General features: G+C 43.3%; 23 protein-coding genes, 1 other RNA gene and 1 pseudogene. 6 read left to right on the top strand and 19 right to left on the bottom strand.

Going from position 1 to position 24,361, the window contains the following annotated elements:
• Window positions 1–272 precede the first annotated feature (272 nt).
• From M3234_RS12665 to M3234_RS29295, 5 genes and pseudogenes are all read right to left on the bottom strand, one after another.
• A complete protein-coding gene (locus M3234_RS12665) occupies window positions 273–875 on the bottom strand; it encodes an undecaprenyl-diphosphatase (RefSeq protein WP_262305062.1) in 603 nt (200 codons plus the stop codon).
• Window positions 863–2,186, bottom strand: a pseudogene (locus tag M3234_RS12660) (serine hydrolase domain-containing protein). Before M3234_RS12660 ends, M3234_RS12665 begins: the two are co-directional and overlap by 13 nt.
• 147 nt (window positions 2,187–2,333) lie before the next feature.
• Window positions 2,334–2,684 carry a GNAT family N-acetyltransferase gene (locus M3234_RS12655; protein ID WP_396953952.1) on the bottom strand — a complete coding sequence of 117 codons (351 nt, stop codon included), beginning with the start codon at window positions 2,682–2,684 and terminating at the stop codon, window positions 2,334–2,336.
• On the bottom strand, window positions 2,666–3,463 hold the full coding sequence (locus M3234_RS12650; RefSeq protein WP_262305060.1) for a histidine kinase: 798 nt from the start codon (window positions 3,461–3,463) through the stop codon (window positions 2,666–2,668). Before M3234_RS12650 ends, M3234_RS12655 begins: the two co-directional genes overlap by 19 nt.
• Window positions 3,464–3,612: 149 nt before the next feature.
• Window positions 3,613–3,744 (bottom strand): hypothetical protein, encoded by a 132-nt coding sequence (locus M3234_RS29295; protein WP_285858438.1) that lies wholly within the window; start codon window positions 3,742–3,744, stop codon window positions 3,613–3,615.
• Window positions 3,745–3,812: 68 nt separating this feature from the next.
• On the opposite strand from M3234_RS29295, the gene M3234_RS12645 reads away from it, so the two are divergent.
• On the top strand, window positions 3,813–4,511 hold the full coding sequence (locus tag M3234_RS12645) for a spore coat protein (RefSeq protein ID WP_262305264.1): 699 nt from the start codon (window positions 3,813–3,815) through the stop codon (window positions 4,509–4,511).
• A 709-nt stretch (window positions 4,512–5,220) separates the two neighbouring features.
• Here M3234_RS12645 and ssrA read toward each other — a convergent pair.
• From ssrA to rpoN, 14 genes are all read right to left on the bottom strand, one after another.
• Window positions 5,221–5,556, bottom strand: a transfer-messenger RNA (tmRNA) gene (ssrA, locus tag M3234_RS12640).
• A 182-nt stretch (window positions 5,557–5,738) separates the two neighbouring features.
• On the bottom strand, window positions 5,739–6,206 hold the full coding sequence (smpB, locus tag M3234_RS12635; RefSeq protein WP_066314480.1) for an SsrA-binding protein SmpB: 468 nt from the start codon (window positions 6,204–6,206) through the stop codon (window positions 5,739–5,741).
• 379 nt (window positions 6,207–6,585) lie between these two features.
• Window positions 6,586–8,979, bottom strand: coding sequence for a ribonuclease R (gene rnr / locus M3234_RS12630; protein WP_262305059.1), 2,394 nt, complete (start codon window positions 8,977–8,979; stop codon window positions 6,586–6,588).
• A 53-nt stretch (window positions 8,980–9,032) separates the two neighbouring features.
• Window positions 9,033–9,779 carry an alpha/beta hydrolase gene (locus M3234_RS12625; RefSeq protein WP_262305058.1) on the bottom strand — a complete coding sequence of 249 codons (747 nt, stop codon included), beginning with the start codon at window positions 9,777–9,779 and terminating at the stop codon, window positions 9,033–9,035.
• A 130-nt stretch (window positions 9,780–9,909) separates the two neighbouring features.
• Window positions 9,910–10,143 carry a preprotein translocase subunit SecG gene (gene secG, locus M3234_RS12620; RefSeq protein ID WP_066314488.1) on the bottom strand — a complete coding sequence of 78 codons (234 nt, stop codon included), beginning with the start codon at window positions 10,141–10,143 and terminating at the stop codon, window positions 9,910–9,912.
• 111 nt (window positions 10,144–10,254) lie between these two features.
• On the bottom strand, window positions 10,255–10,803 hold the full coding sequence (locus M3234_RS12615) for a DUF6241 domain-containing protein (RefSeq protein WP_262305057.1): 549 nt from the start codon (window positions 10,801–10,803) through the stop codon (window positions 10,255–10,257).
• A gap of 140 nt (window positions 10,804–10,943) precedes the next feature.
• Entirely contained in the window at window positions 10,944–12,242 is a 1,299-nt protein-coding gene (gene eno, locus M3234_RS12610; protein ID WP_066314495.1) for a phosphopyruvate hydratase, read from the bottom strand.
• Between the two features lie 30 nt (window positions 12,243–12,272).
• The gene (gene gpmI / locus M3234_RS12605) at window positions 12,273–13,805 is read right to left on the bottom strand and encodes a 2,3-bisphosphoglycerate-independent phosphoglycerate mutase (protein WP_262305056.1); all 1,533 of its coding nucleotides are present in this window, start codon (window positions 13,803–13,805) and stop codon (window positions 12,273–12,275) included.
• A complete protein-coding gene (tpiA, locus tag M3234_RS12600; protein WP_262305055.1) occupies window positions 13,798–14,559 on the bottom strand; it encodes a triose-phosphate isomerase in 762 nt (253 codons plus the stop codon). Before tpiA ends, gpmI begins: the two co-directional genes overlap by 8 nt.
• A gap of 142 nt (window positions 14,560–14,701) precedes the next feature.
• The gene (locus tag M3234_RS12595; RefSeq protein WP_262305054.1) at window positions 14,702–15,886 is read right to left on the bottom strand and encodes a phosphoglycerate kinase; all 1,185 of its coding nucleotides are present in this window, start codon (window positions 15,884–15,886) and stop codon (window positions 14,702–14,704) included.
• A 143-nt stretch (window positions 15,887–16,029) separates the two neighbouring features.
• Window positions 16,030–17,037 (bottom strand): type I glyceraldehyde-3-phosphate dehydrogenase, encoded by a 1,008-nt coding sequence (gap, locus tag M3234_RS12590; RefSeq protein WP_262305053.1) that lies wholly within the window; start codon window positions 17,035–17,037, stop codon window positions 16,030–16,032.
• An 85-nt stretch (window positions 17,038–17,122) separates the two neighbouring features.
• Entirely contained in the window at window positions 17,123–18,145 is a 1,023-nt protein-coding gene (locus M3234_RS12585) for a sugar-binding transcriptional regulator (RefSeq protein WP_262305052.1), read from the bottom strand.
• 134 nt (window positions 18,146–18,279) lie between these two features.
• Window positions 18,280–18,537, bottom strand: coding sequence for a glutaredoxin family protein (locus M3234_RS12580; protein ID WP_262305051.1), 258 nt, complete (start codon window positions 18,535–18,537; stop codon window positions 18,280–18,282).
• Window positions 18,538–18,564: 27 nt separating this feature from the next.
• Window positions 18,565–19,887 (bottom strand): RNA polymerase factor sigma-54, encoded by a 1,323-nt coding sequence (gene rpoN / locus M3234_RS12575; RefSeq protein WP_262305050.1) that lies wholly within the window; start codon window positions 19,885–19,887, stop codon window positions 18,565–18,567.
• 197 nt (window positions 19,888–20,084) lie between these two features.
• Here rpoN and M3234_RS12570 point away from each other — a divergent pair, with 197 nt between their 5' ends.
• The 5 genes from M3234_RS12570 to M3234_RS12550 all read left to right on the top strand — a co-directional run bounded on the left by M3234_RS12570 (window position 20,085) and on the right by M3234_RS12550 (window position 24,322).
• On the top strand, window positions 20,085–20,732 hold the full coding sequence (locus M3234_RS12570) for a glycosyltransferase (protein ID WP_262305049.1): 648 nt from the start codon (window positions 20,085–20,087) through the stop codon (window positions 20,730–20,732).
• Between the two features lie 105 nt (window positions 20,733–20,837).
• Entirely contained in the window at window positions 20,838–21,470 is a 633-nt protein-coding gene (locus M3234_RS12565) for a glycosyltransferase family 32 protein (RefSeq protein WP_262305048.1), read from the top strand.
• Window positions 21,471–21,635: 165 nt separating this feature from the next.
• The gene (locus M3234_RS12560) at window positions 21,636–22,310 is read left to right on the top strand and encodes a galactosyltransferase-related protein (RefSeq protein ID WP_262305047.1); all 675 of its coding nucleotides are present in this window, start codon (window positions 21,636–21,638) and stop codon (window positions 22,308–22,310) included.
• A gap of 69 nt (window positions 22,311–22,379) precedes the next feature.
• Window positions 22,380–23,306, top strand: a complete 927-nt coding sequence (locus tag M3234_RS12555) for a glycosyltransferase (protein WP_262305046.1) — start codon at window positions 22,380–22,382, stop codon at window positions 23,304–23,306.
• A gap of 92 nt (window positions 23,307–23,398) precedes the next feature.
• Window positions 23,399–24,322, top strand: coding sequence for an NAD-dependent epimerase/dehydratase family protein (locus M3234_RS12550; protein WP_262305045.1), 924 nt, complete (start codon window positions 23,399–23,401; stop codon window positions 24,320–24,322).
• The last annotated feature ends 39 nt before the right edge of the window (window positions 24,323–24,361 follow it).

Genomic DNA, 24,361 nt, shown 5'->3' with positions numbered 1-24,361 from the left:
CAGCTCTATTGATAACACTTTTGTTTGTTTTTCCACCAGAACTGTTGCCAATGAGCACTATTGACGACACTTTCCTTCGTTTTTCCCCCAGAACTGTTGCCAATAAGCCGTATTGATAACACTTTCCTTTGTTTTTTCACCAGAACTGTTGCCAATGAGCACTATTGACAACACTTTCCTTCGTTTTTCCATCAGAACTGTTGTCGTTAAGTCCTATTGACAGCACTTTTCTTCGTTTTTCCACCAGTACTGTTGTCAATAGCCATTTATTTTTATATTAAAAATCCTTGTGCCTGTCTATTGGCCCTCGGTAAGAGCGCACCTTCCTGCTTTTCATAGAAAGAAAGCATCTTTCCAAAGAAGGCATGCCGTGGAGAAGCCCAATGTACAATCAGTGCCGCACCCATTCCATAAACAGTGGCAACCAGGATATCCACCGGATAATGTACCCCTGCCCAAATCCGCGAAACACCAACGACCATGGCAAGAAGCAGCCACAACCGTCCTTCCCTTTTCCTCACTAACCAAATCGAAATACTAATCGCAAAAAATAAGATGGTATGGTCGCTTGGAAACGAATTATCGATTTCATGGGCCACAAGCTGGTTTACATCCGCCAGCACGGCAAACGGTTGGTTATGGGAGTAAAGGAGCCCGGAGACCTTCCCAAGCACCTCCGCAACCACAAATGCAAGCATTCCATTCAATACCATCAGCCGATTTTCCCGCGTCCTTGTCAACCAATAAACCACCAGACCCAAACATAAAACATACAGCGTATATTTCGCTAAAAAGAAGATAACAGGATTTAAAAACTCATAATCTTTCCCTAAATCATTTATTAACCTGAACACATCAATATTTAACTGCGACACAGAATCTTACCCCCTTGCGGCGCCTGATTCGGCGCAATAGCAGCCTTTTCTTTTTTAATAAACGGCTGAATCGCCCCAATTCCTGCTAATGTTGATAAGACAACCACCAGATTCACGGCCGTTTTCCATACTGGAGCTACTGCAAACAATAGCCGTTGCGAGCTGAACAGTTCATGGGTAAAGTTTGGCGCGAATGGGATGACCAGCAACACTAACGAAATGAACCCCAAAAGAACGGTTTGGAATGCTACCCGGTACCATCGTGCAGGCTTTAATGTCTGTTTGCCTTGATCAAGGCAAACAATCCATCTCACAAGTACAAAAACATTAACGGCCAACAACAAATATAGAAGGACCTTTGCCGAATAACCATTCCAAGACTGTTCAAGGTGCTCACTAAAATCGTAAAGAATCGCTGGTAGCATTGAATGCATGCTGTCCCCTTGGTTACTTAACCCAATAATCACAAAGTCATTTTCCCTACTTCGGAAGATATTGGAGCTAAAGCCATGAATAAATCCCGGGTGATACATCGACTTTCCCTCTTCGACGATATACATGCCATAACCATAAGCCTGGCCTGGCATGAGTGTCTTTTTTGTATAAGATTGGAACATTTTTTGTTTACTTTTTCCAGACAAAATCTTATCCCCGGCTAATGCCCGGTCCCACAAAAACAAATCCTCTAAAGTCGATGAGATGGCCCCCCCGGCATAGGCAAACGACGGATGAACATAGGGCGCCTTCTCGAAATCTTCATTCATGTAGCCAACTGCCCTCTTTGTCTGTTTGTCGGAATCGTAACCAACAGCGGATTGCTTCATTCCTGCAGGATGAAAAATTTCCTCTTGACATAATCCTCATAGCTCCGGCCGCTTACTTTTTCAATAATCCCGCCAAGCAAGTTGTAGTCTGTATTGTTGTATTCAAATTTTTCGCCCGGCTGACTTTTCACCGGTGCATCTTTAACCTTTTCAAAAAGCTGATTAACCGTATACTCTTTTCCATAATCTTCATCCTCGTAGTAATCTGCAGGATGGCGGCAGCTGTAAATTGTTTTGTAATCGAGCCAACAAGGAATGCGGTGTCCTTTGAATTTTTTATTCCGTTTTCCTTGTCCTGAAAGCCGTAGCCTTTTTCAAAAATAATTTCTCCTTTATATCCAACCAGCACCGAGCCGTTGAATTCCTGCTCGGTCAGGTACTGATCGAGTTCCTTTATGTTTGCCTCAATATTTGGCTGCAACGGCCATTGGAAAAATCCCGTGACACCGATATTGACAATTAACAGCAGAGCCAGGCATGTGATCATGAGTGTTTTTTTCATTGTAAATCCCCCATCCATTTTCATCTGCCCTAACTATACTGAGAAAAAGTCACACATTGTTAGTTACTGGAATAATCAAAACGGTCATCAAAAAAATAAAAGCCGGCTGGTTAGGCCGACTTTTGTTTACATTTATTTAGTTGGTTCCAATTCATAATATCCATATCCGTTGTGCTCGATAAGGTCGCCTTCAAATCCGGAAAGTGTATATTGATATTTCATTCCTAACCCTTCAATAATTGTTACAGAAGGGGTATTTTCCGGGTGGACGGTTGCGACAATCTTAGGAAGTTCTATCGTATTGAAGCCGTAGGCAACTACCGCCTGGGCCGCCTCCTTTGCATACCCTGTCCCTTGGTATTTCTTCTTCAGGCTGTAATAAACCTCAATCCGATCGAGGTAGACATCGTGGGGTCCGAGGCCGCAGATTCCAATGAACTCACTCGTTTCCTTCAGAAACACACCTAAATTAAACTTGTAAATCTTCTCTTTCGTATTTTTGGCGTTACAGCTTTTGGACCAGCGACTTCGCGCAGAACGGACAGCCGTTCCTTCGCTTTTTCCGGGGCAAGGTCGATTAAGTAGGAGACTGCATCCATTCCTAAAATGACCGAAGTAAACGTGTGACCAATGGTATTGTGCAGCTCGCCGGCCATCCGGTTGCGCTCTGCCTCGAGCGTCAACTCCTCCACTTTACGGGCGTATTGCTCCAATGCTTTGTTCTGCGCTCCAATCAAAGCGGTTTTTTGGAGATTTTCTTCCAGTAACAGCTTCATTTTTCGCTGGGTGTTCAACATCCTGTTGAAAATAAACCCAAAAGAGAATACCACCACAAGGACAAAGTAGTAAGTTGCAATACTCATAAACCTTGGCTCAATAGTATAAATAGAAAGAGTTAAAAACAATAATACGATGGAACTAAGCACCAGGGTATTTTTTCGGCCTAAATAACCAAGAATGAGTGCCGGCATAAACAACAGCGAGATCCCGACCGTTGTTTCGACATAAAAAATAAAATATATATGAAACAGGCCAACCAGCGTTAATTCAGTAATCGCGTATACAACATCATTTATGTATCTTGGTCGCCAAAATAAGTGGGGGGCGAGAACGCAAAATGCAAACCATAAAAAAAACAGTCCAGACGGTATTCCCATTTCTTCAGGATGTTGGGCGAAATAAATGACTCCGGTTAGATAATAAATAAACCTTACGATTGCCAATATCGTATCAACCCATATCCAGCTTCTGTTTGTAGGCATAGGTCTTCATTCCTATCATTCGTTCTTTAACTTAATGATAGCAACAACCATGATGTTTTGTCTAAAATTTTCCAAAAGACATTTGGAAACAAGTTCCTGCAGGTCGCGCCAAGGTCAAATTTTCGGGATTCAGCTCCTGTAGCAGCCGGTTAAATATTGTTGGTCGGAGCAAAAACCTTCTCGTCTTTTTCCGTCTGGAATTTGCTGACCAGGGGATTCAGCTCGGCCAGCCTGGAAAAGCGCTGCTCCTCTTCCTCATAAATATGAGCCTGATTTAGCATAACAAATCCTTTTTGTAACAAAATAAGGTTGGCTGTGTCCAATTATACGAAGGAGGAGATTTGGAATGATGCAAAATCAGCAGGGGCAAATGCACCAAAATATGCATACTGGGGCTGTGCCGCCGCAAATGAATCATGGCGGGCATGAGATGTTTGATGTGCATGAGGTGTTGTCGAGTTCGATTGGGTCAATGAATCATTATATGATGTACATGCAGCACGTGAAGGACCCAGAGCTGCGGGATATTTTGAACCGCCAATATCAATTTATGCAGGACGAATACAATATCACGCTGGAGTGCTTCAAAACCGGGCAGGAGCCCTCCAAAGACACGCAAACTTACATGATGAAGCAGGATAATGATTTCATTTATGGCCTGAAGCCGGCCCAGCCGAAGAAACCAATGCAGAATATGACAGAGATTTCCGATGAATTCATTGCTGGAGCGATGTTGGCTGCTTGTAAAGCAGGTGCTGCTCAAAAAACAATGGCTGCCTTGGAAACGACCAATCCTGTTGTCCGCCGTGTCTTGGCCGATTCCGTGCCAAACTGCATCGAAATGAGCTACGAACTGTCCATTTACATGAACAAAAACCATTATTACCAAGTTCCACAGTTGGCTCAGCAAGATGTGTTAACGATGACCAATGCCTACGCGCCGGCAACAGGCATGCCGCAAGCCATGAACATGAATGCCGGCATGGGCACTATGAATATGAACACAGGCATGGGCACTATGAACAACATGAACAATATTCAACATTAGAGGAAATAATAAGCTATCCGTGATGGGTAGCTTTTTCTGAATTTCGGGAATGACCCTCCACTTTATGTATAAACTAAAAGTTATCAAATTTTAGCAAATTGATTCGGTATCATACCACTTAGGAAGCACTATTTCATACTCAGGGTAATTGGTGAAGAATGTCGAATGATAAAATATAATAATTTAAAAAGAAAAATGAAGTATTTACTGCCCTTAGGTACATAACACCGTTCCTTAGAGTTCCACAAAAAAGGAAGCGTGCAGAATGGATACTAGAACAGTATGAAAATGTCACGCCTCGTAACGGAAAGTATAGCCCCCAATTACAAAATCAAAAAATTGACTTTGAAGAAAAATTTTTTCAAATATAAAAAAGACCAGCCACAAAGACTGATCTTGTTATCCACCTATGTATGGTGGAGACGGCGGGACGTGCGTTTCCATGCTTTCGCTATGGCACTGACTATATCTTGAACCTGCACGGTGTCAGGTCCCCCGGCGTATTATGCGAATCATAAATTTACCTCGATAGGCAGCGATTTCGCATCCTAGTACTACCATTTTGAAGTGGTAGCCTATAAGTCGATACACGGCTGTTGGATTACTCCACATACCGCTCGGCATTGCCGTATCGCTTTTTAAGCGACGTAGGTTTCACCGATAAAGCCGGATTTTCACTTATGTGTTACCACATAAGGCGACTAAAAATTAATCGAACCCGCGTCCAAAGATATCGGCACTTAAGCATCTACGAGTGTAGTCGATATATTGGCGATTCGCCGAGCCTTATGCCTATCGACAGGCGTCCGGTCAGCTAGCCTGGTTATTCTCTTCCTTCGTCCTCAGGCGGTGGACTCCGGCGTAGCCTACTAAGAGTGAGTCCGCTACCCTACCACATAGGCGATGGAGGGGCGAACAGCTATGCAGTTATTAAGCTGCGAAAGCTAAGTTGTTGTTAGTTTTGCCAGTTATGGCTTTGACGTTTTAACGAGGCCGATCCCCTCGACTCGCAACCTAAGCTCGAACTACCCCTGTCGAATCCGTAGCGTCCCCATTATAAGAATGTGCTGTTATTTTCAGCAACGACGTTAGGATACTGGCAAGCTTGTTTGAGCTAAAGTTTGTGTCGGATCTTAGCGACAAACTTATTATAACATACTGAGCGTATTTTTCAAATTGTAAGTATTTGTAAGGCGAACCAACTTGTAGGTTTTCGACGTCTCCAACCTACAGCTTCTGACGCTCACGGAAGGCACGTTCAATATCACGCTTCGCTTCTTTTTCTTTCAAGGTATGGCGCTTGTCATAATTCTTTTTCCCTTTTGCCAGGCCAATTAACACCTTGCAAAAACCATTTTTCAAATAAAGCTTCAACGGAATGAGCGCGTACCCTGCCTCTTTCACTTCACCATACAGTTTATTAATTTCTTTTTTATGAAGCAAAAGCTTGCGTGTTCTTAGCGGATCGTGGTTGTAACGGTTTCCTTGTTCGTATGGGCTAATGTGCATCCCGAACAAAACAGCTTCGCCATCTTGGATTCTGACGTATGAATCCTTCAGGTTGACCTTGCCGGCACGGATTGATTTGATTTCTGTTCCTTGGAGGACGATTCCGGCCTCGTACGTTTCCTCGATAAAATAATCGTGGGTTGCCTTTTTGTTTTGGGCGACAACTTTCCCTTCACCTTTTGGCATATTTTTCACCTCGTTTACCAGTTAATTTTAACAGAATGGGCATGAGGTGTACAATTAGGAAAATGGAATATGTGCCTTTTACAGGTCTATTAGACAGTTTTACATTAACAAGGATGATTTTGTCTTTTAGAAACCTTCTATTAGACACTTTCACACTTATCAAGCACGTTTTGTCTTTTAGAAGCCCCCTATTAGACACTTTCACACTCATAAAGCTCGTTTTGTCTTTTAGAAGCCTTCTATTAGACACTTTCACACTTATCAAGCTCGTTTTGTCTTTTAGAAGCCTTCTATTAGACATTTTCACACTTATCAAGCTCGTTTTGTCTTTAAGAAACAACAAAGGAAGGCCCAAAAACCAGGCCCTCCCCAAAAAACCCTATTTGTTTCTCCGTTTCCGGCTTTTTGCCTTTGGAACATTATCGTAAAATTTGCGTTTCTTTTTCGACTTGCCGGCGCTTCCTTGGCCGCCACCGCCACCGCCACTGCCACTGCCAGACTCTGACTTACGACCGCCCTGACCGCCAGCACCTGCACCACCGCGGGCACCTTCTTTGCCCCGACGCGGCTTGTTCGTGTCGCTGCCTGTTCTAAATATCTTCGGTCGATCTGGAACCTCCCGGCGCCGGGTGCCCTTCATGCCGACGATTTCAAAATCAATGATGCGTTCATCTTTGTTGACCTTGACTACACGAACGGTAATCTCATCGCCAATTCGGAACACGTTGCCGGTGCGTTCGCCGATCATTGCGTAATGTCGGTCGTCAAAGCGGTAATAGTCATCGGTCATATAGCTGACATGGACAAGGCCTTCAATCGTATTCGGCAGCTCGACAAACATCCCGAAATTGGTAACGGAGCTGATAATGCCGTCATACTCCTCGCCAATCTTGTCCTCCATATATTCCGCTTTTTTCAGTTCATCGGTTTCGCGCTCGGCATCAACGGCCCGGCGCTCCATTTTTGAAGCATGCTGGGCAATCTCCGGGAGCAGAGCATCCCATTTGGCCCGTGTCGCCTCATCCAGCTTGCCCTCCACGATATAGGTGCGAATCAAGCGGTGTACAATCGTATCGGGATAGCGGCGAATCGGTGACGTGAAATGCGTATAAAACTGCGTCGATAACCCGAAGTGGCCAAGGCTTTCCGGGTCGTATTTCGCCTGCTGCATTGACCGGAGCATCACGGTGGAGACAACCATCTCCTCCGGCTTGCCCTGGACCTCTTCAATAATTGCCTGCAACGCCCGCGGGTGGACATCGTTAGCGGTACCGCGTACGATGTAGCCAAAGTTCGTAATAAACTCGAAAAACTTCCGCAGCTTGTCTTCTTTCGGATCCTCGTGAATCCGGTAAATAAACGGAACATCCATCCAGTGGAAATGTTCGGCCACTGTTTCGTTAGCGGCCAGCATGAACTCTTCAATTAGACGCTCGGCCACCGAGCGCTCGCGCAACACAACATCGGTCGGGTGCCCTTCTTCGTCAACCAATACCTTTGATTCTTTGAAATCAAAGTCGATAGCGCCGCGTGTCATCCGCTTTTTCCGAAGAATCGCGGCCAGTTCCTCCATTGCCTCGAACATTGGAACTAGCGGCTCATACCGTGCCCTGACAGCCTCATCTTTTTCAACAAGAATCAGATTCACATCGTGGTACGTCATCCGCTCCGTTGTTTTGATGACACTTTGAAAAATTTCATGCGAAACGACATGACCTTCCGAATCGATTTCCATCTCACACGACAAGGTCAGTCGGTCGACCTTCGGATTCAATGAACAAATGCCGTTCGACAGCCGGTGGGGAATCATCGGAATCACCCGGTCGACCAAATAAACGCTCGTCGCCCGTTCGGAGGCTTCCACATCGATTGGCGTGCCTTCTTTTACATAATAGCTGACGTCAGCGATATGGACACCAAGCTTATAATTGCCGTTTTCCAGGTGAGTTACGGTTACGGCATCATCAAGGTCTTTGGCGTCGGCTCCGTCGATCGTGACGATCGTTTCACCGCGAAGGTCGCGGCGGTTGACCAGCTCGCTTTCATCAATGGTGTCAGGCACCTCATTGGCCTGCTGCAGCACTTCTTCAGGGAACTCCATCGGCAGCCCGTGCTTATGTATGACAGAAAGGATATCGACACCCGGATCATTTTTATGCCCGAGAATCGCGACGACTTCTCCCTCGGCACTTTTGCGGCCCTCTGGATAGGAGGTTAACTTAACGACAACCTTATGCCCCTCAACCGCTCCCTTGGCTGCGGCCTTTGGAATAAAAATGTCGCTGGTAAATTTTTTATCATCGGGAAGGACAAAGCCAAAGCTCTTGCTTTCAACATAGGTTCCGACAATTTGCTGGATGCCCCGTTCGAGTATCCTGACAACACTGCCTTCACGGCGCTGCCCCGACGTTTCAGACGAAATTCGCACTAAAACCGTATCACCATGCATCGCCGTGTTTGTTTCGGTTGGCGGGATAAAAATATCATCCATCCCAGGCTCATCCGGGATGACAAACGCAAATCCCTTGGCATGGCCTGTCAGCTTGCCGCGAATCAAGTTCATTTTTTGCGGCAAGCCGTAGCGGTTGGCACGGGTTCGGACTACCAGCCCTTTTTCTTCCATCTGCACGAGCGCTTTGACAAACTCTTTAAAATCGGCCGAATCCTCGATTCCAAAAGCCTCTTCAAGCTCCTGAACCGTCAAAGGTTTATAAGCCTCATCCTTCATATATTGCAAAAGCTTATCAATGTGCTTTTGAATATTTTCTTCCATTTATATATCCCTCCTCTTGGTCTTTCCACCGGTTTCATGGAAGGACTCTGTGTTTAAACGCGCCAGTCCAAGCTTTCCAGAAAAGCATAAACGTCCTCATGGAGCTGTTCCTTTTCTTTGTCCAGCGTAATCACGTGGCCTGACTCTTCATACCATTTAATTTGCTTTTTCGGCGATTCAATATTCTCATAGATGATATTGGCGCTCTCTGTGTTAATCATGTTGTCGTGCCGGGCTTGGACGACAAAGGTCGGTGCATAAATCAGATCGACATGATCCCGGACGTCAGCAATTAACGCCTGCAGCGCTTTTAGCGTGTTCATCGGTGTTTTTTTAAACTCGTTCATTTCCGATTCTACTTGCTCGTCACTTTTCCCTTCCCGCTTTTTGAATTCACGGGCATACTCGAGAACTCCCTCGTACATGACTTCTTCGCTTTTAATATGCATCGGGGCGCACATCGGCACAATGCCCTTTATAGGTACATTGTATCCCAATTTCAGGGAAAATACGCCGCCAAGTGAAAGTCCGGCAACGGCAATTTCCTCATGGCCGCGTTTTTTCAAAAATTCATAGCCGTTTAGAACATCCTGCCACCAATCTTCGGGGCCGGTATGGACCAGCTCTTCCGGGGGCACGCCGTGGCCCTTATAATGCGGCGCATGGCATGTATACCCCTTCTTTTCTAAAAATCGGCCCAGCATCCGGACATCGGAGGAATTTCCGGTAAAGCCATGAAGCAGCAGTACCGCCCGTGGGCCCCCCTCGAACGTAAATGGTTTTGGCAATGCGATTTTCATACAAAAAACTCCTTCTAATACCAGTTTGTCACTATTCTTTAGTTTAAGCAAACAGGGTATGAACATTCCATTAAAAAGACTTCTAGTATAATAAAAAACCCGGCTTTCGCGGCCGGGTTTCACTTTTTTATTAGATTTTAAAGTAAGTAACTGCAAGGGTAAGCAGGAAAAATAGTACTGATAATACCACGGTGATACGGTGCAGAATCAAATCAATTCCTCTTGCTTTTTGCTTGCCGAATAGGGTTTCTGCCCCGCCGGAAATGGCACCGGATAGACCAGCGCTTTTACCTGATTGAAGTAAGACAACAACAATAAGTCCGATACTTACGATGACTAATAGTGTAACTAAAAATGCATGCATGAATGGCCACCTCCTGAAAACGTACTGCACAGTATTTTAAATTTACCATATTCTTTGCCTTTTCACAACAAAAGTTCTGTGACAGCTTTTGGGAATATGGCATCAGTGTGTCTATTTTTCAAGCTTAATATTAAAATTTTGTTCGATGAATTCCTTTTCCTCATTAGTGGACGCGAGCCCCGTGGCTTTGCCGACCGTGCCGCCCTGAAGATTCCAGATCACGTTATGGTCATCGTCCGCATGGGAAAAATCCCCGTCAGCCCAGCGGTTTAAAATGTCGATGTAAACTTCGGAATTTTTATATTTGGACTTGTTTTGTGTGACTACGCTTAATAACCTGTCCACGCGCTGAGGGGTTAACGGAATTGCGCCCCACTTCTTTCTCGCAACAACTTTCTGGTGAGACATTTTATGAAGCGCCGCCATCACTTCCGTTTCCGGCATATCAACGGGAAACTCTTTCTCTGCCTGCTCGGTTGTAGCATCCTGAATTTGAAGGACCGGTTCGCCTTCTTTCGTTTTTTCTTCCTTCACCACAACAGAAGCCTTTTGAAATGGAAAAGACCCAGTGGAGTAAAAATAATAAAATCCAATCGCCAGCACCGCAAAAAGGATGATCAACATTTGGGTTTTTGATAAACGTTTCAAATATTTCCTCATTCCTCTTCCCCAGTCTTTCTTTGTCATAGGTTGTTTATATACTTATTAAACAAAGAACAGTTGATTCCCTGCTTTTAATGGAAAAATAAAACCCCCTAAGCTGGATTGTTAAGTCCAACTTAAGGGGGTCGCTTCAAACATTACTTCTTTAAGTTGTAGAAAGATTTAATACCATTGTATTGTGCAGTTTCACCCAATTGGTCTTCAATACGAAGCAATTGGTTGTACTTCGCAACACGGTCTGTACGAGATGGAGCACCAGTCTTGATTTGGCCTGCGTTTGTCGCAACAGCGATGTCAGCGATAGTTGCATCTTCCGTTTCGCCGGAGCGATGAGAGATAACTGCTGTATAACCAGCGCGCTTCGCCATTTCGATTGCGTCAAATGTTTCAGTCAAGGTACCGATTTGGTTTACTTTAATTAGGATCGAGTTGCCAATGCCTTTTTCGATTCCTTCAGCAAGCTTTTTCGTGTTCGTAACAAATAAATCGTCACCCACTAATTGAACTTTCTTGCCAAGACGCTCTGTTAATAGCTTGTGGCCTTCCCAGTCGTTTTCATCCAAACCGTCTTCAATGGAGATGATTGGGTATTTGTTAGCAAGCTCTTCGTACCAATCAACCATTTCTGCAGATGTTTTAACCACACCTTCACCAGCAAGATGGTATTTGCCATCTTCTTTGTTGTAGAACTCGGAAGATGCTGCGTCCATTGCCAGCATAACTTCTTCGCCTGGCTTGTAGCCTGCTTTTTCAATTGCTTCTACAATCGTTTGCAATGCTTCTTCGTTAGATCCAAGGTTTGGAGCAAAACCGCCTTCATCGCCGACAGCTGTATTCAAGCCTTTGCCTTTAAGAACTGATTTTAAAGTATGGAAAATTTCTGCACCCATTCGAAGCGCTTCTTTAAAGTTTGGAGCGCCTACTGGCATGATCATGAATTCTTGAATATCCACGTTGTTATCAGCGTGCTCGCCGCCGTTCACAATGTTCATCATTGGAACTGGAAGCTGCTTGGAGTTGAAGCCGCCAAGGTATTGATATAATGGAATGTCAAGGTAGTTAGCCGCAGCATGAGCAACCGCCATGGAAACGCCAAGGATGGCGTTTGCGCCTAATTTACCTTTGTTATCTGTACCGTCAAGCTCAATAAGGGCTTTATCGACAGAAACTTGGTCAAGGACGCTATACTCTTCGCCAACAAGCATTGGTGCAATAATTTCGTTAACATTGTCAACCGCTTTTTGCACGCCTTTGCCAAGGTAACGGCCTTTGTCGCCGTCGCGAAGCTCAACTGCTTCGTATTCACCAGTGGAAGCACCGCTTGGAACAAGCGCGCGTCCGAAGGCACCGGATTCAGTAAAAACTTCAACTTCAACAGTTGGATTTCCGCGGGAATCTAATACTTCACGAGCATAAACATCAGCAATATATGGCATTTTTATATTCTCTCCTTTTATTTAAAAAAATTATTTAATTAACGATTTTCCGGTCATTTCGGCCGGCTGGTCTACCTTCAACAAATCCAGCATGGTTGGCGCCAAATCGCCAAGAATGCCGCCGTCACGGAGGTCAACACCTTGTTTGGTTACAATAACCGGCACAGGATTGGTAGTGTGCGCCGTCATCGGATTGCCGTCAAGGGTCACAACTTCATCGGCGTTGCCATGGTCAGCGGTAATAATCGCTGTCCCGCCTTTTTGCAGGATGAGGTCGACAATTTTTCCTAAACATTCATCAACTGTCTCGATGGCTTTAACCGTCGGCTCAAGCATGCCTGAGTGTCCAACCATATCCGGGTTGGCAAAGTTTAAGAGTATCGCATCAAATTTGTCCGCTTCGATTTCCTTTAACAAGGCATCGGTCACTTCATAAGCGCTCATTTCCGGCTTAAGGTCATAGGTCGGAACCTTCGGCGAGTTAATCAAGATCCGCTCCTCGCCAGGGAATTTATCCTCGCGGCCGCCGCTCATAAAGAAGGTGACGTGCGGATACTTTTCCGTTTCGGCAATCCGCAGCTGTTTTAAATTGTTTTGCGACAGCACTTCACCAAGCGTGTTGTCCAAGTTGGTCGGCTTGAAAGCAACATAGCCGTCAACAGATTCACTGAAGTGGGTTAAGCAAACAAAATGTAAATGCTTTGGATGCTTCGGTCCACGGTCAAACGAGCGAAAATCCTCGTTCGTAAACGTGTTGGAAATTTGAATCGCCCGGTCAGGACGGAAATTATAGAAAATGACCGCATCATTATCCTGAATCGTTGCAACCGGCTTTCCGTCTTCCCTAGTGATGACAGACGGAATCACGAATTCATCAAAGATTCCGTGAGAGTATGAATCCTCGACAAGCTCCAATGGATTGGTGTAGGTCGGGCCTTCGCCGTATACCATTGACCGATACGATTTTTCCACACGCTCCCAGCGTTTGTCACGGTCCATCGAGTAATAGCGGCCGGAAATCGTGGCGAATTCGCCAACGCCATACTCTTTCATTTTGTCCAGGGTTTGCTGAATATATGTTGGTGCCGTTTTTGGACCGACATCACGGCCGTCAAGGAAGGCATGGATATATACCTTTTCTAAACCTTCTTCTTTTGCCAGTTTTAGCAAGGCGAACATATGATTAATATGGCTGTGAACTCCGCCATCAGATAGCAAACCAAACAAATGCAGGGCAGTTCCATGCTTTTTCGCGTGCTGCATGGCGTCGAGGAAGGTTTCATTTTTCACAAACTCACCTTCACGAATCGCAATGTTGACACGAGTTAGGCTTTGGTAGACAATCCGGCCAGCACCAATATTGAGGTGGCCAACTTCGGAGTTCCCCATTTGTCCTTCTGGCAGACCCACTGCTTCACCACTTGCCGTCAGGTGGGAATGCGGGTATGTTTCCCAGTAGCGGTCAAAGTTTGGCTTTTTCGCATGATAAACGGCATTACCTTTTTGCTCATCCCGGCAGCCGAAACCGTCCAAGATAATTAAAGCTACAGGAGCTTTACTCATATTTTCCACCTTCTAGTAATTGTAAGAATGATTGTGGCTCCAAGCTTGCGCCGCCCACTAGGGCTCCGTCAATATCCGGCTGGGCCATGTATTCCTTAATATTTTCCGGTTTCACGCTGCCGCCGTACTGAATTCTGATGGCTTCGGCTGTTTCTTGTGAAAATTGTTGTGCCACCACTTGGCGGATATGGGCGCATACTTCGTTGGCATCCTGTGCTGTAGAAGATTTGCCGGTGCCGATTGCCCAGATTGGTTCATAAGCAATCACGGTTTGCTTCACTTGATCTTCCGCTAAGCCTGTCAACGCTTTTTGGATTTGTGAACCAACAAGGTTCATGGTTTCGCCGTTTTCGCGTTGCTCTAACGTTTCGCCGCAGCAAACGATTGGGGTTAGATTATGCTTGAATGCTGCTAGCACTTTTTTGTTGACGGACTCATCGGTTTCGTTGAACATTTCACGGCGCTCGGAGTGTCCGATGATGACGTATTGGACGCCAAGGTCAGCGAGTGCCGCCGGGCTGATTTCTCCGGTAAACGCACCTTTGTCTTCAAAGTGCATGTTTTGCGCACCAATTTTTACTTCGCTGCCTTGGACGGTGTCCACTAAGCTTTGTAAAAATAAGGCAGGGGCGCAGATGACAGAATCCATCTTGTCTGCCGCTGGAACTTGCCCCTTCACTTCTTGGGCAAAGCTTTTTGCTTCGGAAAGTGTCTTATGCATTTTCCAGTTACCGGCAATAATCGGTTTACGCATGCTGGAACATCCTTTCTAAAAAGCGGATTTGTAGATATCTGTTCAGAATTGTAGATATCTGTCCGAAATTTGTAGATATATTTGAAAAATTGTAGACATCCTTCACTAATTGTAGATATCCATTAAAAATTTGTAGATATAGTTATTTATCGTTCAATGCCACAACACCAGGAAGTGCTTTTCCTTCGATAAACTCCAGTGAAGCGCCGCCACCTGTGGAAATATGGCTCATTTTATCGGCCAAGCCAAATTTTTCAGCAGCTGCCGCGGAGTCGCCGCCGCCAATAACGGAATAGGTGTCCCCAGCATCAGCCAAAGCTTCAGCAACAGCCTTTGTACCTCCAGCAAACTTATCGATTTCGAACACACCCATTGGTCCGTTCCAAATGACAAGCTTTGATTTTTGGATGACGTCACGATAAATTTCCGCTGTTTTTGGTCCTATATCAAGAGCTTCCCAATCGGCCGGGATTTCTTCAATCGCTACCACTTTTGTGTTGGCATCTGCTGAAAAATCATCCGCAACCACCGCATCAATCGGCATATAGAAGTTAACGCCTTTGGCTTTTGCTTTTTCCATAAATGACTTGGCTAGGTCAATCTTGTCCGCTTCAAGCAACGATTTGCCGATTTCATGGCCCTGGGCCTTCACAAATGTATAAGCAAGACCGCCACCAATGATTAGGTTATCGACTAACTCTAAAAGATTGTCAATTACGCCAATCTTGTCCTTAACCTTTGCCCCGCCAATAATCGCTGTGAACGGGCGCTCCGGATTCGATAATGCCTTGCCGAGAACATCAAGCTCTTTTTGCATTAAGAAACCAGAAACTGCTGGAAGATGGTGCGCGATTCCTTCAGTAGAAGCGTGCGCACGGTGGGCAGCGCCAAATGCATCATTGACATATAAATCTGCAAGTTCGGCAAATGATTTAGCCAACTCATCATCATTCTTTTCTTCTCCAGGATAGAAACGAACGTTTTCTAGTAACAGTACATCGCCTTCGCCCATCTCGCCGATTAGCGCTTTGACGGAATCTCCGTATGCTTCATCCGCTTTTTTTACGTCTTTTCCAAGCAGCTCGGATAAGCGTGCCGCAACCGGAGTCAAGCGCATTTCCTCTACCACTTTGCCTTTTGGACGGCCGAGGTGGCTTGCCAGAATTACCTTTGCTCCTTGCTCAATTAAATATTGAATCGTTGGCAGCGCCGCACGAATCCGCGTTTCATCGGTGATTTTTCCGTCCTGCATCGGTACGTTGAAATCAACCCGGCAAAATACGCGTTTACCCTTCACATCGATATCTCTGACTGACTTTTTGTTCATCGAAAAAGGACCTCCTATGTAGTGGCTTTTTTAAAAATCCAGAAACGCAGTAAAAAAGGAGAGGGGCAACCTCACCCACTCCCCTTTGGAATACCATACTCATTATATATAGTTTGTGGAATAAATTCCAACCTTATCCAATATTAAAGTCCTTTTTTAGCAAGGTAATCAACAAGGTCTACAACGCGGTTGGAGTAACCAACTTCGTTATCGTACCAAGAAAGTACTTTTACCATGTTGCCTTCCATTACCATAGTTGAAAGGGCATCGATTGTAGAAGAAACAGGTGCACCATTGTAGTCAGTAGATACTAATGGCAGTTCATTGTAAGCAAGAATGCCTTTTAAATCGCCTTCAGCAGCAGTTTTTAATGCAGAGTTAACTTCTTCAGCTGTAACGTCTTTCTCTAGTTCAACAACAAGGTCTACGACAGATACGTTTGGCGTTGGCACGCGCATTGCCATACCATTTAACTTGCCTTTAAGTTCTGGTAATACTAACGCAACCGCTTTTGCTGCACCAGTTGAAGTTGGAATCATGTTCTCAGCAGCTGCACGGGCACGGCGGTAATCTTTATGTGGCAAGTCAAGAATTTGCTGGTCATTTGTGTAAGAGTGAATCGTAGTCATCATACCGCGCTTGATGCCAAACTTGTCATTTAATACTTTTGCGAATGGAGCCAAGCAGTTTGTTGTACAAGATGCATTAGAAATAACATGGTGGTTAGCCGCATCGTACTTATCTTCGTTAACGCCCATTACGATTGTAATGTCTTCGTTTGTTGCCGGAGCAGAGATGATAACTTTCTTTGCACCTGCTTCAAGGTGTTTCGCTGCATCGTCACGCTTTGTGAAACGGCCAGTTGATTCAACAACTACATCGACACCAAGTCCGCCCCAGCCAAGCTGTGCAGGGTCGCGCTCAGCAAGAACCTTCACTTTGCGGCCGCCAACTACTAAATATTCGCCGTCAACCGTTACATCCTCTTGAAGTGTACCGTGTACGGAATCATATTTTAAAAGGTGAGCAAGCATATTTGCATCTGTTAAATCGTTGATTGCCACGATTTCAATGTTGTTATTTGTTAATGCCGCACGGAATACGTTACGACCGATACGTCCAAAACCATTAATACCAACTTTTACTGTCATGTTAATTTCCTCCTTAATTGGGTAAGGTTTTTATTTTTTAAAAAGGAAAAATCCTTTTTAATACACTGGTGCTTAAAAAATGATGTCAGCCCTTCAACAACTTTGTCGCAGCCCCCTCATCGGTGATGAGAATCGTTGATGCGGGCGCTTTTTTCATATAGGCTTTGATTGCCTTGGCCTTGGATGCTCCGCCTGCAACGGCAAGCACATTAGGGATTTCAGCAAGGTCCTCCAGCTGAAGCCCGATTGTCAACACTTTATGGACAATCTCGCCCTTTTCGTCAAAATAGTAGCCGAATGCCTCCCCGACTGCTTTACCCGTCTCAAGCTTTCTCAAAACATCCTGGCTGGTGTGTCGCCGTTCGGCCATTGTAATAGCATCTCCAATTCCGTGCAAAACCATGTTGGCTGAACGGATTAATTGCAGAATTTCATCAATTGCCGGCTCTTTAACCAAGGAATTGTAAATTTCGGTGCTAACTTGATCAGGAACATAAAACACGCGATGCTTGGAATGCGTTTTTTCCGCCATATTCGCGCAAATGGTGTTGGCTTGGTTATGTACATCCTCGCCTATCCCGCCGCGGGCTGGAACAAACAGCAATTCCTTTTTGTCTTGCATGGGAGTCAGTCGTTCTGCGACAGCAGCCATTGTGGAGCCGCCAGTGACAGCGATGATATTTTCCCCTTTAAATAGTCTTTTCATGCAGGACGCACTGGCTTTGCCAAGCTCAGCTTTTACCATTGGGGACTCATCACTATTCCCGGGAACGATGATGACTTTTTTAATGCCAAGCCTGTGCTTAAGCTCAAGCTCCATGACATCGATTCCCTTCCACTCTCGCATGAACCCTTCTAAATCCTCAAGCAAATTTTTTCCATCAGATGTTAAACTCATGCCGATGTTGTTACTGTAAATAAGATTTTGCTCTTTGAGGAATTCTACTTCACTACGGAGAATTCTTTCGGTCAGGCCGAGACTTGTCGCCAAACTCCTTCTGCCTACCGGCTGCATAAATCCTATGTACCTGAGAATCGTGTATCGTTTTTGCAGGACTTGAAAAAAATCGGGTAATAATCTTTTTGAAATTTCGATGAATGACTGCATGATCTCATTCTCCTTATATTATATGCCGCTGGTCAAAAAATGTCCACCATAGACATATTATGTCCCACGACATCCAAAAAAAAATCACCCTGTCTACGTTTTTCATTGTAGCAGGAGTGAAAGGGTATTTCAACTCATAAACTCTGGCTTTTTTCATGTAAACGGTTGCTTATGTCAAATTTGGTAACAAACCCATAAGCGACCTCTTCTCCATCGATATGAACGACGGGAATCATTAAACCATATCGCTCATGCAGCTCGTCATCTTGCTCAATATCCACTTCCTCGAGGGTGAATTCCCATTCATCCTCAAGCTCTAAAATAGCCGCCTTCGCCTTGTCGCACAACGGACAGCCTCTTCTTGTATATAACGTGATTGTTGACTGTGACATGCTCATAATCCTTTCTAAAAATAGCAGTTAATTAAACCTTTTCCTCTTCGAAGAGGACGGAATTCCGAGCTGGTCTCGGTATTTGGCGATGGTTCTTCTGGATACAACAATGCCCTCCGACGTTTTAAGCCGGTCAACGATTTCTTGATCCGACAAAGGTTTTGCTTTGTCTTCCTCGGCGACAAGCTGGCTGATGGCGTTTTTTACTTGGCTAGAAGAGGTGGCTTCATCCTCGGATGTTGTTTGAATCGTGCTAGTGAAGAACGATTTCAACGTAAATGTCCCTACAGGGGTTTGCACATATTTCTCGCGAACGGCACGGCTTACCGTCGACTCATGTACATCTAATTCCACAGCAATCTCCTTCATCGTCATCGGCAGCAAGCCTTGAGGGCCTTTCTGGAAAAATGTCGGCTGTTTCTCGACAATCTTGGACACCACCCGTGTCAATGTCTCTTTTCGCTGCTCAATGCTTTTCAAAATCCACTGATAGTCCTGAACCTTATCCTGAAGATACTTGCTTACTTGCTGATCTTGATCCTTGAACTTTTTATAGTATTGGTCATTAAAGCTAATTTTTGGTACTGGGTCATCAAACATTCTGACCGTTAATCCCTCGGGAGTCTGCTCAACAATCACATCCGGAATGATGTAGTGAGCTTCCTCCCGTCCCAACATTGCCCCCGGTTTCGGATTTAACAGCTGGATGCAATCAAAGACATCCTGGATTTCCTTCAATGATACCTGGAGTTCCTTTGCAATTTGCTTCCACCTTTTTTCGGCGAATGGAACAAAGTGGTCCGAGATAATTTTTTTTGCCAATTCGTTATCCGGTAGTTCATATTCCACTTGTATAAGCAGGCACTCCTGAAGATCTCTGGCACCGATTCCCGCCGGTTCAAGGGTTTGGATAATCACCAGACAATCCTCCACAAGCTCCTCTGAAATGTTTAACTTACCGGCAATTTCCTTTAAATCGCCAGTGAAGTAACCGTTTTCATCAAGATTCTGAATCAGACGACGGATAACTTTCAGCTGCTCCTCCGGAAATTTTTTTATGTTTAGTTGGGAAATTAATTGCTCTTCCAATGAAAATGGTTTGGCGGCAATCTGGTCCATCCAGTCTTTTTCCGCCTTTTGAAATTTGCGGCGGTTCCGGTCGATCAAAGGATTCATCGGCCTGACATTGACCTGTTCAATTTGCATAAGGGGATTTTCAAGTGCTTTATTTTCTAAAAAGTCGGTCAGCTCTTGCGCCGAGTATTGCAGCAGGGCAATCGCCTGTGACAATTCCTGGGTCATTGTCATCTTCAGCGTCTGCTGCTGCCATAAACCAGTCTTAAAATTCATTCCCTCTCCCCCCTTATCGTTATTTTACATGAAAGATGGGGTTTCTGGTATCGGAAAATTGTTTTATTTCTTATGGCTGGAAAGGGCAGATATTAAAATGGAGAAATCAACCTAGAACATTACAAAGGCTCGTTTCATATTTTAAATAGAATATAATATTCCGGCCTTTAAAATACACATTTAGGAGGAGCTTCCATATGAAAGTTCTGTTATATACCCCCTCTTATAAACGACCATATATGCTTCGTCAATGTATGCACGATATAAAAAACCAATCTTATACCGATTTTACCTACTCTATAAGCATTAAGTATGATAAAGAATCTGAAGTTTCAAATTATGACATCCTTTTTGATGATATTCTTGATGAAAGATTTATCATCCATTACATGAAAGATTCTACTCATCATACGAATGCCTTGTCTGCCATCCAGCACTGTCCAGAACCTTATGATCTTTATATTAAAATTGATGACGATGATATCCACAAAAAGGATTATGTCAAAACAATTGTCAATTATTTCCAGATGCATGAATGTGATATTATAAGTTCAGAAATTCATTATCAGTTAAATAATTATTATTTTTCAACAGGTAAATTTAGAAGCCTGGGCGGCCATTTTCCAAATAATACATTCTTGATGCCTCAAACATTTGCATTTAATCATAAAGCGCTTCAAGTATTGTATACCGTTGCAGATAACGGTCAACCTGATGATTTGCTGTGGAGGGACGCTTGGAGCAGGCATGGATTGAAAGATGCGAATGTAGATAATTCCAAAAATATCATCTGGCATATTCATGGAAAAAATGCAACAGTGGGGAATTGGTTCGTCCCCAATTAAAAATCTATGGTATGGTTCACCTTGCTATTTCAACAGACAAAAAATTTTGCATTGGGTTTCTAAATCCAATGCTTTTAAAAAAAAACAAAAGGGGTTGAAACAATTATGATACCGAAAGTTCTTCACTTTTGCTGGTTTGGTAAAACTTCTTATCCGGATGAGGTTAAAAAGTGTCTAGAAAGTTGGGATCGTCTACTGCCAGATTATAAAAAAGTGATATGGAATGAAGAAAACTTTGATATTCATTCAAATTTATATGTTAAACAAGCTTATGGTGCAAAAAAATATGCTTTTGTAAGTGACTATGTTCGCCTTTATGCTCTTTTCCATTATGGAGGAATCTATTTGGATACGGATGTAGAGGTTGTCAAAAATCTTGATCCATTTTTGGAGCATGCCGCTTTTGCAGGGTTTGAAGATGAATGGGTATTAAGTTCAGCGACTTTGGGGGCAATGAAGCATCACCCTTGGATAGCCCAATTGTTAGACTTATACAAGAACAAAGTTTTTATTTTTGATGATGGCAGTTGGGTGCCTATTCCTAATGTTGTCCCCATTACGGATTTAACAGAACGGAATTTCGGTTTAAAACGAGGAAATGATTACTATCAGGTCCTTAAAGATAATCTCCATATTTATCCAAGGGATTATTTCAGTCCAAAAAGTTTTCATAGCAGGAAAATAACATTAACACAAAATACGCATGCCATCCATCATTTCAACCATTCATGGGCATGAGAAATATTTCTAAAATAACAATTTAATAGTTTGATTTGCTGATTCGAATCAATCTCGCTTCAAAATATTATGCTCTCTTCTATGTCCCCATTTTTCATCCATGCATGCACCAAATTTGACTTATCCCCATCTACTAGTAGTGGATTATTAAAAGGTGGTGAAATCATGTTAGATAAGATATCTGTGCTTTTTCCTTTTGGTACCGACCATGGTCCAAGAGAGCAGAATTTTAATTGGACAAGACGGTTTTATGAAAAGATGATGGCTGAAGTAGAAATATGTATTGGAGAGTCCAGAGATCAACCATTTTCAAGGTCACAAGCGATTAATCATGCGGCTTCGCAGGCTACACGAGATATTTTCGTTATTGCTGATACAGATATTATTTTTGACCCGGCAATTCTGATAGAAGCTGTTAAATTACTTAATGTCTATACATGGGTACTCCCGTTCGACAAAAGTTTTAATATGGAGCAACAAAGTTCTGAAGCGCTTCTTAGAACGGAGCCTGGCTGGCCACTCACTGTTAAAGTTAATGGACACATACCAGGACAAATCGGATATGGATTAATGAATGTTATTCCTCGAAAACATTTCGAAGCAGTTGGAGGCTTCGATGAGAGATTTCTAGGCTGGGGAGGAGAGGATGATGCATTCGCTTGCAGCGTGAATGGATTATGTGGATGGCTATATAGAATGAATCATACAGCCTATCATCTATGGCATCCACCCGGTGACCTTACCTATTACGGAGAAAACCTGAAATACTTGAAACCCTATTATGAAGGAATTGATTCTTTAAAGAAGGAAATTGAAAAAAGAAAAAAAACGAAACCATAAAAATTAAAAAATAGCTTACTTTTAACACATTGTCTATTACTCCACTACTAATAAAGAGGGGTTACTTTAATGCGCAGACTCAAATTATTGCTAATTACCAGGGATTTCAGTAAATGGGTCCACACTGAACCCTTTTACCTGGCAAATGAATTATCCACGATAACCGACCTCCACATCTGGCATCAGCCCGGTAATATTCACAATATTTTAAAGGATATACCATTCGTTCCGGATTTTATTTTGATCTATCTTTATGGGTCAGCGGCTGAATTTTCTCCACCTATTTCTGGACTGGATACATTAGTGATTCCCTATGGGATATATGTCGAGGACCTTCATAATATTACAGACCTGCGAGAAGGTGTTAAAAAGGACAATATTAAACATATCTTCGCTTGTTATCGTAATGCTTTTCTAGACTACTATCCTGACCTCGCAGATAAAATGAAATGGCTTCCGCACCATGTAAACATAAATATTTTTAAAGATTATCGATTAAAAAAGGACATTAAAATGCTGATGATGGGCGCAGTTCATGACGGCCTATACCCTCTAAGGCATAAAATTCTCCAAACTTATTCTAGTAACAGTGACTTTGTGTATCATCCTCACCCGGGTTATCGAGATATTAATGACAATGAAGAAGTCCTCGTAAAAGAAAAATATGCAAAAGAATTGAACAGAGCGCAACTATTTTTTACAGATGGTACCTTCTTTAGATATCCGGTACTAAAATATTTGGAAGTATTAGCATGCAATACTTTATTACTCGCACCAGACTTACCAGAACTTTACGATTTAGGGTTCCGTTCAGAAAAAAATTATGTAGCGATCAATGAGATTAATTTTGTGGAAAAGGCAGAATTTTATTTAAAGAATAGCAAGGAAAGGGAAAGAATCGCCAAAAACGGCTATAAATTAATACAAAAAAGACATACCACAAATATCAGGGCAAAGGAACTTCGAGATATGATTATAAAAATTCTTGAAGAGTAACTTCAAACCCGGCATTATCATTTCAGGTCTAAATTCGATCCAATGATAATGCCGGGTTTAATAATGAATTTCACGAATTGAGGGGGAAGTAAATGAAGAAGGCAATTGTAACCGGAGCTAATGGATTTATCGGAAGCTATCTTGTAAAAGAGTTACTCTCTCTTGGCATAGAAGTTATTGCGGTAGTAAGAAATGAAAACTCAAATATAGATAAATTAGCCAAAAACGATAAACTGAAAATTGTATATTGTGACTTAAATGAACTTCCAAGTTTATCTCAAAAAATGAATGATCGAGATATCGATGTTTTTTATCATTTTGCATGGTCAGGCCCATCGGGGAATGCTCGAACAGATGAAACACTTCAAATGCAAAATGCATTGTGGACAGTAGATACTGTAAGAATCGCAAAAGAATTAGGTTGTAAGAGGTTTGTAGGTGCGGGCAGTATTATGGAAAATGAAACGATGGCTGCTGTATATTCTCAAGAGAATCAGCCTGGATTGGCTTATATATATGGAGCAGGTAAGCTTACAGCACATTGTATTAGTAAGGCTGTAGCAGCACAAATAGGAATTGAGCATGTATGGGGTACCATTACAAATGCGTATGGTCCCGGCGAGTTATCACCACGTTTTATAAACACTACGATTAGAAAAATAATCAACAATGAACCCTTACAATTTACTTCAGCAAAACAAAATTACGACTTTATCTACATTACCGATGTAGCAAAGGCTTTTTATCTAATTGGTCTGCAGGGAAAACCTTTTTGTAACTATACAATCGGAGGTTCAAACGCCAAACCATTAAGGGAATTTATTATTGAGATGGCGCAAACGCTAGCACCGGAAATAGAGCTTACCTTTGGTGACATTCCTTTTACGGGTATTAATATGGGCCTCGAAGAATTTAGTACTGCTGATTTAAAAAGAGATACTGGATTTGAGTGCACTGTATCTTTCCCTGAAGGTGTTAAAAGAACAATGGAATGGCTAAAACAGTATAGAAAATAAGAAAACTGCTGCCCCGATGGCAGCAGTTGCACGGAGAGA

Source organism: Neobacillus niacini (genome assembly GCF_023715785.1).
GTDB classification, from domain to species: Bacteria; Bacillota; Bacilli; order Bacillales; family Cytobacillaceae; genus Neobacillus; species Neobacillus niacini_E.
Note: the sequence above shows the minus strand (reverse complement) of the source record. Positions and strands in the feature narration are given on the sequence as shown.

Excerpts from the sequence above, each read along its gene's own strand:
- M3234_RS12650 (WP_262305060.1), bottom strand. The coding sequence starts at position 3,463 with ATGCCTACAAACAGAAGCTGGATATGGGTTGATACGATATTGGCAATC.
- M3234_RS29295 (WP_285858438.1), bottom strand. The coding sequence starts at position 3,744 with ATGCTAAATCAGGCTCATATTTATGAGGAAGAGGAGCAGCGCTTTTCC.
- M3234_RS12645 (WP_262305264.1), top strand. The coding sequence starts at position 3,813 with ATGCAAAATCAGCAGGGGCAAATGCACCAAAATATGCATACTGGGGCT.
- smpB (WP_066314480.1), bottom strand. The coding sequence starts at position 6,206 with ATGCCAAAAGGTGAAGGGAAAGTTGTCGCCCAAAACAAAAAGGCAACC.
- rnr (WP_262305059.1), bottom strand. The coding sequence starts at position 8,979 with ATGGAAGAAAATATTCAAAAGCACATTGATAAGCTTTTGCAATATATG.
- M3234_RS12625 (WP_262305058.1), bottom strand. The coding sequence starts at position 9,779 with ATGAAAATCGCATTGCCAAAACCATTTACGTTCGAGGGGGGCCCACGG.
- secG (WP_066314488.1), bottom strand. The coding sequence starts at position 10,143 with ATGCATGCATTTTTAGTTACACTATTAGTCATCGTAAGTATCGGACTT.
- M3234_RS12615 (WP_262305057.1), bottom strand. The coding sequence starts at position 10,803 with ATGAGGAAATATTTGAAACGTTTATCAAAAACCCAAATGTTGATCATC.
- eno (WP_066314495.1), bottom strand. The coding sequence starts at position 12,242 with ATGCCATATATTGCTGATGTTTATGCTCGTGAAGTATTAGATTCCCGC.
- gpmI (WP_262305056.1), bottom strand. The coding sequence starts at position 13,805 with ATGAGTAAAGCTCCTGTAGCTTTAATTATCTTGGACGGTTTCGGCTGC.
- tpiA (WP_262305055.1), bottom strand. The coding sequence starts at position 14,559 with ATGCGTAAACCGATTATTGCCGGTAACTGGAAAATGCATAAGACACTT.
- M3234_RS12595 (WP_262305054.1), bottom strand. The coding sequence starts at position 15,886 with ATGAACAAAAAGTCAGTCAGAGATATCGATGTGAAGGGTAAACGCGTA.
- gap (WP_262305053.1), bottom strand. The coding sequence starts at position 17,037 with ATGACAGTAAAAGTTGGTATTAATGGTTTTGGACGTATCGGTCGTAAC.
- M3234_RS12585 (WP_262305052.1), bottom strand. The coding sequence starts at position 18,145 with ATGCAGTCATTCATCGAAATTTCAAAAAGATTATTACCCGATTTTTTT.
- M3234_RS12580 (WP_262305051.1), bottom strand. The coding sequence starts at position 18,537 with ATGTCACAGTCAACAATCACGTTATATACAAGAAGAGGCTGTCCGTTG.
- rpoN (WP_262305050.1), bottom strand. The coding sequence starts at position 19,887 with ATGAATTTTAAGACTGGTTTATGGCAGCAGCAGACGCTGAAGATGACA.
- M3234_RS12570 (WP_262305049.1), top strand. The coding sequence starts at position 20,085 with ATGAAAGTTCTGTTATATACCCCCTCTTATAAACGACCATATATGCTT.
- M3234_RS12565 (WP_262305048.1), top strand. The coding sequence starts at position 20,838 with ATGATACCGAAAGTTCTTCACTTTTGCTGGTTTGGTAAAACTTCTTAT.
- M3234_RS12560 (WP_262305047.1), top strand. The coding sequence starts at position 21,636 with ATGTTAGATAAGATATCTGTGCTTTTTCCTTTTGGTACCGACCATGGT.
- M3234_RS12555 (WP_262305046.1), top strand. The coding sequence starts at position 22,380 with ATGCGCAGACTCAAATTATTGCTAATTACCAGGGATTTCAGTAAATGG.
- M3234_RS12550 (WP_262305045.1), top strand. The coding sequence starts at position 23,399 with ATGAAGAAGGCAATTGTAACCGGAGCTAATGGATTTATCGGAAGCTAT.